The following is a 13,920-nucleotide window of genomic DNA, read 5'->3' as shown; positions in this document are numbered from 1 at the left end:
TTCCGGTTGGTGCTCTCTACCGAGCGCACGGAATGGGTCGTGACCAACGACCCAGCTTTACAGACTGCGGACGACGTGCGCCAGACGCTCGTCGTCCGCTGGGCTGCCCTGGTCTTTCACCGCGAACTGAAGCAGATCACAGGGATTGAAGGCTGTCAGTGCCGTCTAGGACGATCTCAGCGCAATCATGTTGGCATAGCGATGCTGGTCTGGATTCGATTGGCCCAAGCTGCGCGAGAGGCAAAGAAGACGATATACGCACTGAAATTTGGCCTCCTCGACGAGTACATGCGTCAGCAACTTGCTAACCCATTTGTAAGTTTCGCGTAAGCCCTAATCCTATTAGACCTTCTCTGAGACTGTCCGCCGCCACGATTACTTGGATTTCAAGATCTTTTGATGTAAGTATTTTTACTTGTGAGAGAGAATTTGAGTAATTTAGTATCAGAATAAGAAATAGTATTCTGCGCATATCTCACCCTTTTTCAACTCTCGCTCAGTGCCCCAGGATCTTCCCCAAAAACTGCTTGGCCCGTTCGTGCTGTGGGTTGTTGTAAAACTCGTCGGGCGTGGTGTCTTCCACGATATTGCCCTCGTCGAAGAACACCAGACGGTCCGCCACCTCGCGGGCAAAGCCCATCTCATGGGTGACCACCAGCATGGTCATGCCGCTCTCGGCCAGGCCCTTCATCACGTCCAGCACTTCCTTGATCATTTCGGGGTCCAGGGCGCTCGTCGGCTCGTCGAACAGCATCACCTTGGGGTCCATCGCCAGGGCGCGGGCGATGGCGACGCGCTGCTGCTGGCCGCCGGAGAGCTGCGCCGGGTACTTGTGGGCCTGTTCCTCGATGCCCACGCGCGCCAGCAGTTCCATGCCGCGCTGCTGGGCCTGCGCCTTGGGCACCTTGCGGACGCGGGTGGGGGCCAGCGACACGTTTTCCAGCACGGTCAGGTGCGGAAACAGGTTGAAGGACTGAAAAACCATGCCCACCTCGCGCCGGATGGCGTCCAGATTCTGGCCGTCCTTGAGTTCGATGCCGTCCACGATGATGGTGCCCTGGCTGTGTTCCTCCAGGCGGTTGATCGTGCGGATAAACGTACTCTTGCCGCTGCCCGACGGCCCGATGATGACCACCACCTCGCCGGGCTGCACGCTCATGTTCACGCCGCGCAGGGCGTGGAAGGAGCCGAAGTGCTTGTGGACGTTCTCGGCCACGATGATCGGCACACCGCTGGGGCTGGATTTGGCAAGCGAGGTCATGGACACAACTCTATCCGAGGCGGCGCGGCTGGGGCGAAGATGGTCCTGCGGGCCGTCTCAGACAGGCCAGAACAGGTTCTGAGAGAAACTGACCGGGTTTCATGGAAGCGTGTCCAATTCCCATGCCGTGCTAACATTCCGGCATTCTCAACATTCCACGCGGCCTGCTTTTCACGCAGCGCCGTCATCACGGAGGATTCACCATGAAAAAAAGCAGCAAGCAGCTCATGACCGCCGCCGTTCTCGGCACCGCCGCCCTCTTCACCGAGGCAGCACTCGCCCAGGGCACCACCTTCCTGACCATCGGCTCCGGCAGCACCACGGGCGTTTATTTTCCCGTGGCCACCGGCATGGCCAAGATGATGAACGACGCGGGCGGCGGCCTGCGCGCCAACGCCCGCTCCACAGGCGGCAGCGTGTTCAACATGAGCGCGATGGCAACGGGCGAGCTGAACGCCGCCGTGGCCCAGAACGACGTGGTGTTCTATGCCTACACCGGCACCGGCCTGGACGCCTTCAAGGGCAAGCCCGACAAGAAGCTGCGCACCATGGCCGTGCTGTACCCCGAAGTGCTGCACGTGCTGGCGCGCAAGGATTCGGGCATCAACTCCATTGCCGACCTCAAGGGCAAGAAAGTCGTGATCGGCGACCTGGGTTCGGGCACCGAGCAGACGGCGGCGCAGGTCATGGAAGCCTACGGCCTGAAGTTCGACGATCTGGGTCAGGCGCTGCGCGTCTCGCCGTCGCAGGGCATTTCGCTGATGCAGGACAAGCGCGCCGACGCCATGTTCTACACCGTGGGCGTGGGCGCAAGCGCCATTGCCCAGATCGCCCAGACGGTGGACGTGAAACTGGTGCCTGTGGCCGGCAATCAGGCCGCCAGCCTGATCAAGAAGTACCCCTTCTACGTGCGCTACAACATTCCCGCCAAGAGCTACAAGGGCATCGACGTGACCGTGCCCGGCGTGGCGGTGCAGGCCACTCTGGTGACCACCAGCGCCGAGAGCGAGGACACCATCTACAAGGCCATGAAGGCGGCCTTTGGTGACGAGAAGGCGCTGAAGGCCATTCACCCGGCGCTGGCCACCAACTTTAGCTACGCCAAGGCCGTCAAGGGCCTGCCCGCCCCGCTGCACCCCGGCGCGGTCAAGTTCTTCAAGGAAATGGGCGTCAGCGTCAAGTAAAGTCCGTTGACCAGAGAGGGGGGCAGCCAAACAGAACGCGGGAGGCTGGCCCCCTCTCCCTTGAAAAGGAGATGAGCAACCAGTGAGTGATCCCACAAGACCGATCAGCAGTGACCCGAGCCTGGAGCCGCCTGGCTTTGAAATGACCGAGGGCGAACGCCGCGCCCTGGAGATGGTGGAAGCCTCCGAAACCGGGGGGCGCAAGCTGTTCGGCTGGCAGAAACTGATGGTCACGGTCATCGCCGTGGCGTGGTGCGTGTACCAGATGTACGCCGCGCAGGTGGGCAACATCGACACCCTGACCCTGCGCGCCATTCACCTGGCGTTCGCCTTCAGCCTGGCCTACATGGTCTTTCCCTTCCGCAAGTCGCCGGGAAAACCGCAGACGAAAGTGCCGTGGTACGACTGGATTCTGGGGATTCTGGCCACCGGAACGGCCATTTACCTGATCGTCAAGTATCCGGCGATTGCCACCGTGCAGGGCGGCTCGCTGCTGCCCATAGACGTGTGGGTGGGCAGCGGCATGGTCATTTTGCTGCTGCTGGCGGCGTGGCGCACCATCGGGATCGCCATGCCCATCGTGGCCTCGGTGTTCATGCTGTACGCGCTGACCGGGCCGCGCGGCCTCATTCGCGGTGATCTGGGGCCGCAACTTCAGCTTCATGCCGGGCAGACGTGGCCGCAGGTGGTGGGGCAACTGTTCGCCAACACGGAAGGCATCTTCGGCACGGCGATTGGCGTCTCGGCGCAGATCGTCTTTCTGTTCGTGCTGTTCGGGGCCATCTTCGACAAACTGGGTGCGGGCGACTGGTTCATGAACGTGGCGCAGGGCGCGCTGGGCGGTTTCCGGGGCGGCCCAGCCAAGGCCAGCGTTCTCAGCAGCGCGCTGAACGGCATCATCAGCGGCTCGGCGGTCAGCAACGTGGTCACGGGCGGCAACATCACCATCGGCACCATGAAACGGGTGGGCTACAGCGCCGAGAAGGCCGGGGCCATCGAGGTGGCCAGTTCCAGCAACGGCCAGTTGATGCCCCCGGTGATGGGCGCGGCGGCCTTCATCATGGCGCAGAACCTGAACATCGAGTACCGCACGCTGATCCTGGCGGCGGCCATTCCGGCCTTTCTGTGCTACGGCGCGCTGCTGGTGGTGGTGCATCTGGAAGCGCTGAAGTTGGGGCTGAAGGGCCTGCCCAAGAACGAGTTGCCGCGCGTGCGCCAGACGCTGGTGAAGGGCTGGTACTACCTGATTCCGCTGGGCTACCTGATCGGCACGCTGACCATCAACCCGGAGGCCACCCCTGAACGCGTCGCGCTGAACACCATTTTCATGATGATCGCCATGATGTTCATTCAGGAAGTGTATTTCGGGAGAAAGAATGGCCTGAGCGTGACGCAGGGCCTGCTGGACGGCGGTAAAAAGCTGATCGACGCCTTCGAGGGCGGGGCGCGCAGCATGATCGGCATCGCCATCGCCACCGCCGCCGCCGGGATCATCGTGGGCATCGTGACCATCACCGGGCTGGGCTTCGGGCTGGCCGATATCGTGCAACTGGTCAGCAACGGCGTGCGCGAAATCCTGCTGAACGTGGCGGGCCTGATTCCAGGGGTGGACGCCGGGGCCGTGGCCGGATTCGGGGCCATCCTGATCGTGCTGATGATGGCGCAACTGATCGCGCTGATCCTGGGCATGGGCCTGCCCACCACCGCCAATTACATCCTGATGAGCGCGCTGATCGTGCCGATTATCGCCAAGATCGCCGGGCTGGACAACACCAACCCGGTGCAGATGCTGCCCGTCCATATGTTCGTCTTCTACTTCGGGATCATGGCCGACAGCACGCCGCCGGTGGCGCTGGCCGCCTTCGCGGCGGCGGCCATCAGCGGGGGCAATCCGGTGGCAACAGGTGTGCAGGCGTTCAAGTACGAGTTGCGAACGGCGCTGCTGGCCTACATGCTGTTCTTCAACCCGGAACTGCTGCTGATCGCCAACAACAAACTCAGCGGGCTGGGCTTCGGCGACGCGATTTTCATGATCCTGTTCGCCTTTACCGGGCTGGTGGCCTTCAGCGCCGCCACCATGCGCTTTCTGCACCGCAAGACCAACCCCTTGCAGGCGCTGATGCTGCTGGTGGCCTCGTTCATGCTGATCATTCCCACCAATATCCTGATCAATCTGCTGGCGCTGGGATTGATCGCCGCCGTGTACTTCTGGCAGAAGGCGGCCAGCCGCAGCGAGCCGCCGAGTTCGGTTCCGCTGGCGGCCTAGGCACCGCCCTTCCCTGCGCCCCCGGCTTGTACAGCGGGGGCGCACTTTTGCTGTCCCAAAGTGGCAGGATAGGGCCATGACCCAGCCGCCCTCCTCTGCCCCGCGCGGCCCTTCGGGCGACTGGAAAACCGCCAGGGACGTGCGTGACCTGATCCGGCGGCTGTGGGCCATGCCGCTGGTGCGGATGATCGTGTACGCGGTTCTAATCGTGGTGGCCGCGCGGGCGCTGCTGTGGGGCAGCCAGCTTCTCGCCAGCGTGATCCTGACCGTGCTGACCGCCTACGGACTGGCCTTTCTGGTCAACCCGATTCTGGAGTGGCTGGAACGCCGCCGTATCGGGCGGATGGTGGGCGTGCTGCTGCTGATTCTGCTGACGCTGGGGCTGACCACGCTGCTGCTGGTGACCCTCAGCCAGCAGGTGGCGGGGCTGGTCGCCGGGATTCCGACGATTGCGGTCAACCTCAAGATCGCGCTGTTCAATCTGCTGGACCGGCTGGACACCATTCCCGGCGTGCAGGGCCTCAAGAACAGCGTCAGCAGTTATATCGACGAGCAGACCACCAACATCACCCAGAACAGCGGACCCGTGCTGGAACGGCTGCTCAACTCCGGCCCCAACGTGCTGAACACGCTGTCCAATCTGGTGGGCTGGCTGGGGCAACTGGGCTTTATCGTGACGCTGGCGGCCTATTTCATGCTGGATTACGAGCGGGTGGGCCACAGCCTGCTGCGTGTGTTTCCGCGCGCCTCCCAGCCCACGGTGCTGCGGCTCTCGGAGGACGTCAGCCAGAGTTTCGGCGGCTTCCTGCGCGGCCAGTTGCTGCTGATGCTGACCGGCGCGGTGCTGTCCACGCTGGGTCTGCTGGCGCTGCATGTGCCGAATGCGCTGGCGCTGGGTGCGCTGAGCGGCCTGCTGAGTCTGGTGCCATACATCGGGATCGTGCTGGCCGCCGTGGTCGCCATGTTGCAGGCCATTCCGCAGGGCGGGCTGACCATCGGGCTGGTGGCGGCGCTGTTCTTTATCATCAACCAGTTGCAGGGCAACGTGCTGGGGCCGCTGATCATGGGCCGGGTGGTCAGCCTCAGCCCCGCCGCCATCCTGATCTCGCTGCTGGTGGGGCTGGCGCTGGCAGGGCCGGTGGGCGCGATTATCGCCATTCCCACCGCCACGCTGCTCAAGCGCTGGCTGGAAAGGTACTGGATGACCAGCGCGGCCTACCGGGGTGTGGCTGGCGCAGTGCCGGAGGATCTGGAAGTCAGGGTGGAGAAGTAGGAGGAGGGGGTAAGCCGGGCCACCCACCCCGTTCACCCCCACTTCCCCGCCTCCCGTTATCCTCGCCCCTATGACGGTGCATCTGGCGCTGGGCCGCAGCTACCCGGAAATGGATGGGATGAACAGCAGAGGCATCCACTGGGATTTAATTACTGATCTGCGCGGCGGCGGACGCCTCAGCACGGACGGGGATGTGCTTCAGGAGGGCGGGCGATTTCTCTGAAGACACAAGCTCTGAACGGCCCCATCTGGGTCCTGTTGGGAAGTCCGGGCGTGGGCAAGTCCAGCGTGGCGCACGCCCTGCTCCAGCACTATCCGCGCGGCCTGCACCTGCCTGTGGATGACCTGCGCGAACTGGTGGTGTCGGGTCTGGTGCATCCCAGTCTGGACAGCCCGCCCGAGGCCACCCGGCAATTCGCGCTGGCCCGCCGCGCCGCCGCCTTTCACGCCCGCCTGTACGCAGAGGCAGGCTTTGCCGTGGTGGTGGACGACGTGCTGTGGCCCACCGATCTGGAGGCGATGCGCGTTCACTGGGCCACACAGGAGGGGCAGGAGCTGGATGTGCGCCCGGTCTTCCTCTGTCCCACGCTGGAAGTCACGCAGGCACGCAACGCGGCCCGCGTGGGCAAGGCGTTCGACACCCTGAATCTGGTGCCGATGATCGCCGCCCTTCATCCGTCCATGCCGCCTGCCGATTACCGCGCCGCTGGCTGGCGGGTGCTGGACACCTCGAACCTGAATATCGAGCAAACTGTAGAACTGCTGCTGGCCTAGCCGATCACCTTGCGGACTGTTGCGGAGAGTCTGGGCGGGTACATCAGCGCGAACTGGCCCCGGTGGTCCGCCCAGACGCGGGCGAAGTCGTCATAGCCCATCGCCACATAGCCCAGCAGCGGGTCCATCAGGTAGGTCTGCCGGGCAGCGTCGTTGTAGCCCACCACCACGCGCCAGTGGGGAATGACCTGCCCGCTGGGGCTGACATAGGTTTGCAGGGCGATCACGGGAACGCCGTTTTTGATCGCGGTCCGCACCGTGTTGATCGAGCCGCCCGAATACAGCCGCGCCTCCATGCCCGCGCGCGGCGCGAAATCCAGAATCGCCTGCGCGGTCATGTACGAGGTCTCGGACGGGCGGGTGTAGTGGCTGACCGTCGCCATGTCCACATTCACGCCGTAGTACCGCAGAACCTGAGTCAGGCTGGCGGGGCCGCAGGCGTTGTAGCTCTGGCGGATCAGCGGCATGCCCGACAGCACGTAGCCGGGTGGGGACGTCGCGGCCTGCGCTGGGTTGGCAAGCAACTGCGCTGGATTAGTAAGCAACAGGGCGAGGAACAGAAAACGGGAACGCACCGCAGCAGTCTGCCGCACCGGGCATCACGGCGGTCTTTCAAGCCCCCCTGATCCGGCTGCGGGTCTGCTACCCTGATCGGCGGCCCGTGACCTTTGCAGTCGCCCAGGCCGGAGGTCAGACCCATGAACCATTTTTCTGCCCACTCCGCTGAACGGGGACGCCCTGCCCCATCTGGCAACACACGGTTGCCGCTGCTGCTGATCGCGCTGTACGCGCTGAGCATTCTGGCCGCCAACATCACCCTCAACAAATTCATCCCGCTGCCGGTGTACGGCCTGCTCAGCGTCGGCACCATCTTCTTTGCCGCCGTGTTCACGCTGCGGGACCGGATTCACCGCGCGGGCGGGTTGAGTGCCGTGTTTATCGCCATCGCCGCCGCGCTGATCATCAATACGCTGGCCGCCCTGCTGACCGGCACCGAATGGCGTTTTATCGGAGCGTCTTTTCTGGCGATCCTGGCGGGCGAACTGGCCGACACCGCCGTGTATCAGCGCCTGCTGCACCGCAGTTGGTGGACGCGGGTGCTGGCCAGCAACGCCGTGAGCGTGCCGCTGGACTCGGTGCTGTTCAATCTGCTGGCCTTCCTGGGAATCATGTCCGGGGGCGAGATCGCGCAGATCATCTTCGCGGATATTCTGGCCAAGTACCTGATCGCCGCGCTGTTCGCGGTGCGGGTCTTTCACACCAGCCGGGCAGCGGTCTGACGATTTCTTCACAAACCGTCGGGGGGAGTTGGATGGGGGTTCTGGAAAATCCTTTCCAGCACTACAATGATGCTCGGCACATCACGGCTGCCCCCACACCCCACAGGAGCCTCGAACACCCTTGACCCTTCCCGCCAGCGATCAAAATTCAACTGTGACCGCCTATCAGGTGGGGGTCTTTGCCCTGGTGCGGCAGCGCGATACCTACCTGATCGTGCGGCCCCGCGTGCCGCTGCTGCCGGGCGGGCTGCACGGGCTGCCGGGGCTGATTCTGGGTGCGCCCAGCGGCGAAAATCTGGTGGAATCACAGTTGCGCCGCGCCCTGCTGTCGCAGGTGGGGCTGGCGGTGGCCGAGTTGCGGCTGGTCGGCTCGCACGCGGCGCGCGGGGTGCAGGGCGGGAACGGCGACGCACGGCTCAACCTGATCTTCGGCAGCGAGTACTGTTCGGGCATCCTCAATCCCCAGGACAGTGAGCTGCTGGGGGCCGAGTGGATGAACGGCGCTGACCTGTTCCGCGCGGGCGTGCCCGAATACCTGCTGGCCGCCGTCCGCGAACTGGAAACCTCGATTGCCCCGGCCACCCCGCCAGCCCCGGCCAGCACAGGACGCTTTCCCCGGCTGTTCGGCAAGCAGAAGTAGAGTGGGACAGCCAACTCTGATCCTCAGCGTTCGTAACCGACGATGATCTCGCCCTCGGTCAATTTGCGGTTGATCATGCTGGTGCGGGTGTAATTGAGGACGATCATGCCGCTGCCCAGTTCCAGCAGGTTGAGGGTACCCTTGACACCGTTTCCGGCGGTGGCGTCGCTGCCGATCATTTTCCACTGAAAGCCGCTGCGGACATCCAGCACCCGGTCCGGGGCAGTGCTGGGCGGGACCAGGGTGGGCAGGGCGCTGTAGCCTTCCGGGCCGCGCATCTCGCCGGTTCGCAGGTTGATACTCACACCGTCCAGCACGCCGTTGAGGCCAGCGGTATTACCGAACAGCACGCGGGTGGTATCACGCGACAGCAGCAGCCGCAGGGTCTTGCCCGTGGAGGCCAGCACCGACTGGAACACCAGATACTGCTTGTATTCCTCCTCGGTGATGCCCAGCCGGGGATCGTAGGGCGCACGCACGCCCTTGCTGGCACTGACGATGACCTGATACAGCGCTTCCGGGCTGCCGCCCACCCGCAGCACCCGCGTCTGCAAGCCCACGGTGGACAGGTTGGGCCGCTTTTCCAGCACATTAGCAGACTGGCCCGGCAACGGCAGCAGGGCCGCCAGCCGCGACACATTGCCCGCCGTCAACGGGGACAGGACCTCGGTCGCCTGGGAGGAGACCAGGGTTGCCGAAAAGACCAGAAAGAGAAGAGTACGGGCCGCCTTCATGCCAGTTTCGAGCATAGGGCGCGCGGGTGAGAACTCCTGGTGGGAATGCTCACCTGAAGATCAGCAAAGGCGGCGCTGGAACGCCGGGCAGGCCGTACGCCCGTCTCCTCCGAAAGCCAAAAGAGAGGGCGGAAGCCGCAGCCCCCGCCCCACCTCTGAATTTGAAGGTGTTTAAGCCTTACCGACGCTGCCCAGCACGCCCATCTTGTGTTCGATCACCTGCGACATCACGTCTCTAGCACGGCCAAAGATCTTGCGCGGATCGAATTCCTTGGGTGTGGCCTGCAAGACCTCGCGGATTCCTACCGTACTGGCCAGTCGCAAATCGGTATCTACGTTGACTTTGGCGATGCCAAACTGCGTGGCGCGCTGCAAATCCTCGTCGGCAATCCCTGCCGCGTCGCCGATCTCGCCGCCCGCCGCGCGGAAACGCTCGACGATTTCCTGGGGCACGCCACTGGAACCGTGCGCCACGAGGGGAATCCCGGTCATGCTGGCAATCTTCTCGATGCGCGCGTGATCAATGTACGGACGGCCCTTGCCCTTGAACGCGCCGTGGCTGGTGCCGATGGCAATCGCCAGATAATCGGTGCCGGTCTGCTCGATAAACCGCACGGCTTCATCAGGATCGGTCAGGAAGGCGTCCTTCTCGTCCACGACGATATGTTCCTCGATGCCGCCCAGACGGCCAATCTCGGCCTCCACGCTGATGCCCATCGCGTGGGCGGCCTCGACCACCCGGCGGGTTTCCCGGACATTGCCCTCAAAGTCGGAGTGCGAGGCGTCGATCATCACGCTGGTAAAACCCATGCGGATGGCGTTCAGCGCCGACTCGTAGCTGCTGCCGTGATCGAGGTGCAGGGCGACAGGAACGGTGGCGCGCTTTGCCAGATCGATAACGATGTTCGCCAGATCCTGCCCGCCGTACTTGATGGCCCCCTCGCTCATCTGGACCATCACCGGGCTACGCAGCCGCTCGGCGGTGTGGATGATCGCCTCGGTGATCTCCATGTTGTTGGTGTTGAACGAGCCGACGCCGTACTTGCCAGCGCGGGCGGAAATCAGGATGTCATTACCGGTTACGAGCATGATTGCCTCCTTATAAGCCCCTCTACTGTACCCGGCTGACGCGGGCGGGGGTCAGGTCGTTTGAGCAGGGGTGTGGGCTGTGGGTTGTGGACTGTGGATTGGGAACTGTGGGAAAAGAGGTCTGGCTCAGAATCTTTTTCCCTTCTCACCTGCCGAAGAATGAGGAGACCACCGGGCAGACCGCCCCTCTGACAGCTTGCCGGGGCTTTCGAGCCTGCCGCCCCGGCCCCGGCGTACCATGAACCCCATGACCCCAGCCCGCCCTGCTGCCCAATTCAAGGCACCCGACTTCACGGCCCTGCTGTCTGACCGCGCCCGGCGCATGAACGCCAGCGCCATCCGCGAGATTCTGAAGATCACGCAGCAACCGGACATCATCAGCTTTGCCGGGGGGTTGCCCGCGCCGGAACTGTTCCCACTGGAGGAAGTGCGGCAGGCCACCAACGCCGCGCTGGACCGCTACGGCCCCGCCGCCCTGCAATACAGCACCACCGAGGGCCACCCGCCGCTGCGGGAATGGATCGGAAACAGGGCCGGGATTCCCGCCGCCAACGTGCAGATCGTGACGGGCAGCCAGCAGGGCCTGGATTTGCTTGGCAAAATCTTGATTTCAGAGGGCGACACCGTACTGGTGGAAGCCCCCACCTATCTGGGCGCGCTGCAATCCTTCCAACCCTACGGTCCCAGCTATGTTCAGATGCCCACGGATGACGGCGGTATCGACCTGGACGCGCTGGAAGCCATTCTCAGGACGACTCCGGCCAAGTTGCTGTACGCCGTGCCCAATTTCCAGAACCCCACCGGGCGCACGCTGAGCGCCGAGCGCCGCCGCCGTCTGGTGGAACTGACCGGGCAGTACGGCGTGCTGGTCATCGAGGACGATCCCTACGGCCAGTTGCGCTTCACGGGCGAGGCCGCACCCAGCCTGTACGAACTGGGGCTGGAGTACGCCGGGGACGTGAATGCAAACCATGTCATCTACTGCTCCAGCTTTTCCAAGACCCTGGTGCCGGGCCTGCGCGACGCCTGGGTGCAGGCCGCCGCGCCAATCATTTCCAAGCTGATTCAGGCCAAGCAGGGGGCGGATTTGCACACGCCCACCCTGAACCAGATGATCGTGACCGAGCTGCTGGACGAGGTGCTGCCCCGCCAGATCGAGAGGGTCAGGAAGGCATACGGCGAACGCGCTGCCCTGATGCTGGGGCACATCGAGGAGGAGTTCCCTGGCGGTGTGGACTTCACCCGGCCCGAGGGCGGCATGTTCCTGTGGATCACGCTGCCGGGGCAGATTGACAGCACGAAGATGCTCGTGCGCGCCCTGACCCGCAACGTGGCTTACGTGCCCGGCAACCCGTTCTTTGCCCTGGGCGGCGGCGAGAACACCCTGCGCCTGAGCTACAGCAACGCCACGCCGGAGCAGATTGAACGCGGCATAAAAGCGCTGGGCGAGACGATCCGCGAGGCGCTGGACTGATGTCTGAATTGATGACCGGAGCAACGGCGGGCGTCCTGGCCGAGATTCTGGCCGAACGTCAGCGGCAGAACGCGAAGTGGGGTCAGCAGGACCACGATCCTTCCACCTGGCTGATGGTGCTGGCCGAGGAAGTGGGCGAGGCGAATCAGGCCGTGTTCGAGACGCTGTTTCCCACCTACGACAAACGGGCGGCCCAGCGCGGCCCGCGCACCCTCGCGGAGTACCGCCAGGAACTGATTCAGGTGGCGGCGGTGGCCGTGGCCGCGATTGAAAGCCTGGACCGTCAGGATCAGTCGCCCGGATGAATCGCGCCCCCATCGGAGTCTTCGACAGCGGCGTGGGCGGTCTGAGCGTGCTGGCTGAACTGCGCCAACTGCTCCCCCACGAGGATTTTATCTATCTGGCCGACACCGCGCACATCCCTTACGGCGCGCGGCCCGGCGAGGAAATCCGCGAATTGACGAACCGGGCTGTCGCAGAACTGCACGCACGAGGGGTCAAGGCCGTGGTGGTGGCGTGTAATACGGCCTCGGCATTCAGCCTGGAACATCTGCGCGCCCGTTTCGAGATGCCGATCATCGGGCTGGTGCCTGCGCTGAAGCCTGCTGTGGCGGCCACGAAAACGGGCGTGGTGGGCGTTCTCGCCACCCCCGGCACACTGCGCGGCACGCTGCTTCAGGACGTGATCCACACCTTTGCGGGTCCGGCAGGCGTGCGAGTGCTGACTGCCGTGAGCGCGGAACTGGTGCCGCTGGTGGAGGCGGGGCAGGCAAACGCCGAACGCACCCGCGAAGTGCTGCGCGAAACGCTTACGCCGCTGGCAGAGGCAGGCGCGGACCAACTGGTGCTGGGCTGCACGCACTACCCGTTTCTGGCAGGCAGCATCCGGGCCGAATTCGGCGATACCTTCGCCCTGCTGGACAGCGGCGCGGCGGTGGCGCGGCACACGCGCAACGTGCTGGAGACTGCGGGGCTGCTGAATGACCATCATCAACAGGGCAAAGCGTCCTATTTCGTGACCGGGGATGTGGAGGCCGCCCGCCCCGTCTTCGCGGCCCTCAGCACAGGCCAGACCGAACCTCTGCATCTGGCGGCAGCCGGGGGATAAGCTGCGGGCCATGTCGTCTCCCTCTGGTTCCCATAAAGTGCCCGTCCGCGAGGGGCGTGACCTCCTCCAACCCCGCCCCCTGACCGTGCGGCGCGGCGTCAACCCGTATGCGCCGGGCAGCGCGCACCTGACGCTGGGGCGCACCGAGATTCTGGCCACCGTGACGCTGGAAGACAAACCCGCCCCGCACATGCGCGGCAAGAAGGAGGGCTGGCTGACCGCCGAGTACGCCATGTTGCCGCGCGCCACGCATGACCGGACGCCGCGCGAGCGTGGCCTGCAAAACGGGCGGCGGCACGAGATCCAGCGCCTGCTGGGCCGTGCCCTGCGCGCCAGCATGGACCTGCGTCCCTTTAAAAACCAGACCATCTACGTGGACTGCGACGTGCTGGTGGCCGACGGTGGCACGCGCGTGGCGAGCATCCTGGCGGCGCACGCGGCCCTGCACGACTTCTGTGACCGACTGGTCAAGGGCGGCACCCTCAGCGAGTGGCCCCTGCTGCACAGCGTCGGCGCGATCAGCGTGGGCTACGTGGGCGCGGAATTGCGCGTCGATCTCGATTACGCCGAGGACAGCACCGCGCGGGCAGACCTGAACATCGTCGCCACCGACGCCGGACTGATCATCGAGGCCCAGGGCGGCGCGGAGGATGGCCCGCTGACTGTGCCCGAATACATGGCCCTGCTGAACGCGGGGACCGAAGCCGTGCAGGGCGTGCTGCGCGAGCTGGGGCGGCAGTTGGCGTAGAAGAAACCCCCTCAGCTCCCCTCAAGAGAAGCCGAGAAGGCACTTCTGGCTGGGCAATTCCACAACTCCTGCCTCCCTTCTGAGGGGAG

General features: G+C 64.4%; 15 protein-coding genes and 1 pseudogene. 12 read left to right on the top strand and 4 right to left on the bottom strand.

All coding sequences use genetic code 11. From position 1 onward, the window contains the following. Nucleotides 1–330 (top strand): annotated as a pseudogene (locus BOO71_RS05150) (IS701-like element ISPlag1 family transposase); the annotation flags it as partial. 166 nt (nucleotides 331–496) lie between these two features. On the opposite strand, the gene BOO71_RS05145 reads toward BOO71_RS05150, so the two are convergent. Continuing rightward, nucleotides 497–1,261: an amino acid ABC transporter ATP-binding protein gene (locus tag BOO71_RS05145; protein WP_075830887.1), complete on the bottom strand. Its 765-nt coding sequence runs from the start codon at nucleotides 1,259–1,261 to the stop codon at nucleotides 497–499. Between the two features lie 203 nt (nucleotides 1,262–1,464). Between BOO71_RS05145 and BOO71_RS05140 the strand changes: the two genes are divergently transcribed. The 5 genes from BOO71_RS05140 (at nucleotide 1,465) to BOO71_RS05125 (ending at nucleotide 6,758) form a co-directional block, all read left to right on the top strand. Further along, nucleotides 1,465–2,445, top strand: a complete 981-nt coding sequence (locus BOO71_RS05140) for a TAXI family TRAP transporter solute-binding subunit (protein WP_075830886.1) — start codon at nucleotides 1,465–1,467, stop codon at nucleotides 2,443–2,445. Nucleotides 2,446–2,587: 142 nt separating this feature from the next. Next, the gene (locus BOO71_RS05135) at nucleotides 2,588–4,711 is read left to right on the top strand and encodes a TRAP transporter permease (protein WP_075830885.1); all 2,124 of its coding nucleotides are present in this window, start codon (nucleotides 2,588–2,590) and stop codon (nucleotides 4,709–4,711) included. A gap of 76 nt (nucleotides 4,712–4,787) precedes the next feature. Next, a complete protein-coding gene (locus BOO71_RS05130) occupies nucleotides 4,788–5,984 on the top strand; it encodes an AI-2E family transporter (protein WP_075830884.1) in 1,197 nt (398 codons plus the stop codon). Nucleotides 5,985–6,054: 70 nt separating this feature from the next. Beyond that, entirely contained in the window at nucleotides 6,055–6,207 is a 153-nt protein-coding gene (locus BOO71_RS26765; protein ID WP_368482864.1) for a hypothetical protein, read from the top strand. A gap of 35 nt (nucleotides 6,208–6,242) precedes the next feature. Beyond that, a complete protein-coding gene (locus tag BOO71_RS05125) occupies nucleotides 6,243–6,758 on the top strand; it encodes an AAA family ATPase (protein WP_303046715.1) in 516 nt (171 codons plus the stop codon). On the opposite strand, the gene BOO71_RS05120 is transcribed toward BOO71_RS05125, so the two are convergent. After that, entirely contained in the window at nucleotides 6,755–7,333 is a 579-nt protein-coding gene (locus BOO71_RS05120; protein WP_254843030.1) for a C39 family peptidase, read from the bottom strand. The genes BOO71_RS05125 and BOO71_RS05120 overlap by 4 nt on opposite strands. A gap of 123 nt (nucleotides 7,334–7,456) precedes the next feature. Here BOO71_RS05120 and BOO71_RS05115 point away from each other — a divergent pair, with 123 nt between their 5' ends. Both BOO71_RS05115 and BOO71_RS05110 read left to right on the top strand, forming a co-directional pair. Next, nucleotides 7,457–8,038, top strand: coding sequence for a VUT family protein (locus BOO71_RS05115; protein ID WP_083653017.1), 582 nt, complete (start codon nucleotides 7,457–7,459; stop codon nucleotides 8,036–8,038). A gap of 154 nt (nucleotides 8,039–8,192) precedes the next feature. Further along, a complete protein-coding gene (locus tag BOO71_RS05110; protein ID WP_254843029.1) occupies nucleotides 8,193–8,678 on the top strand; it encodes a hypothetical protein in 486 nt (161 codons plus the stop codon). Nucleotides 8,679–8,701: 23 nt separating this feature from the next. Here BOO71_RS05110 and BOO71_RS05105 read toward each other — a convergent pair whose 3' ends face one another. After that, entirely contained in the window at nucleotides 8,702–9,412 is a 711-nt protein-coding gene (locus BOO71_RS05105; protein WP_254843028.1) for a hypothetical protein, read from the bottom strand. Nucleotides 9,413–9,583: 171 nt separating this feature from the next. Next, the gene (fba, locus tag BOO71_RS05100; RefSeq protein WP_075830881.1) at nucleotides 9,584–10,501 is read right to left on the bottom strand and encodes a class II fructose-1,6-bisphosphate aldolase; all 918 of its coding nucleotides are present in this window, start codon (nucleotides 10,499–10,501) and stop codon (nucleotides 9,584–9,586) included. A 247-nt stretch (nucleotides 10,502–10,748) separates the two neighbouring features. On the opposite strand from fba, the gene BOO71_RS05095 reads away from it, so the two are divergent. From BOO71_RS05095 to rph, 4 genes are read left to right on the top strand one after another with little or no spacing between them, the layout of a single operon-like run. Beyond that, the gene (locus tag BOO71_RS05095) at nucleotides 10,749–11,975 is read left to right on the top strand and encodes a PLP-dependent aminotransferase family protein (protein ID WP_439823016.1); all 1,227 of its coding nucleotides are present in this window, start codon (nucleotides 10,749–10,751) and stop codon (nucleotides 11,973–11,975) included. Further along, nucleotides 11,975–12,280 carry a hypothetical protein gene (locus tag BOO71_RS05090; protein ID WP_254843027.1) on the top strand — a complete coding sequence of 102 codons (306 nt, stop codon included), beginning with the start codon at nucleotides 11,975–11,977 and terminating at the stop codon, nucleotides 12,278–12,280. The genes BOO71_RS05095 and BOO71_RS05090 overlap by 1 nt, the downstream gene beginning before the upstream one ends. Beyond that, entirely contained in the window at nucleotides 12,277–13,083 is an 807-nt protein-coding gene (murI, locus tag BOO71_RS05085) for a glutamate racemase (RefSeq protein ID WP_075830879.1), read from the top strand. Before BOO71_RS05090 ends, murI begins: the two co-directional genes overlap by 4 nt. Nucleotides 13,084–13,093: 10 nt before the next feature. Next, entirely contained in the window at nucleotides 13,094–13,831 is a 738-nt protein-coding gene (gene rph / locus BOO71_RS05080) for a ribonuclease PH (protein ID WP_075830878.1), read from the top strand. The last annotated feature ends 89 nt before the right edge of the window (nucleotides 13,832–13,920 follow it).

Source organism: Deinococcus marmoris, assembly GCF_001949125.1.
Lineage (GTDB): Bacteria > Deinococcota > Deinococci > Deinococcales > Deinococcaceae > Deinococcus > Deinococcus marmoris_A.
Note: the sequence above shows the minus strand (reverse complement) of the source record. Positions and strands in the feature narration are given on the sequence as shown.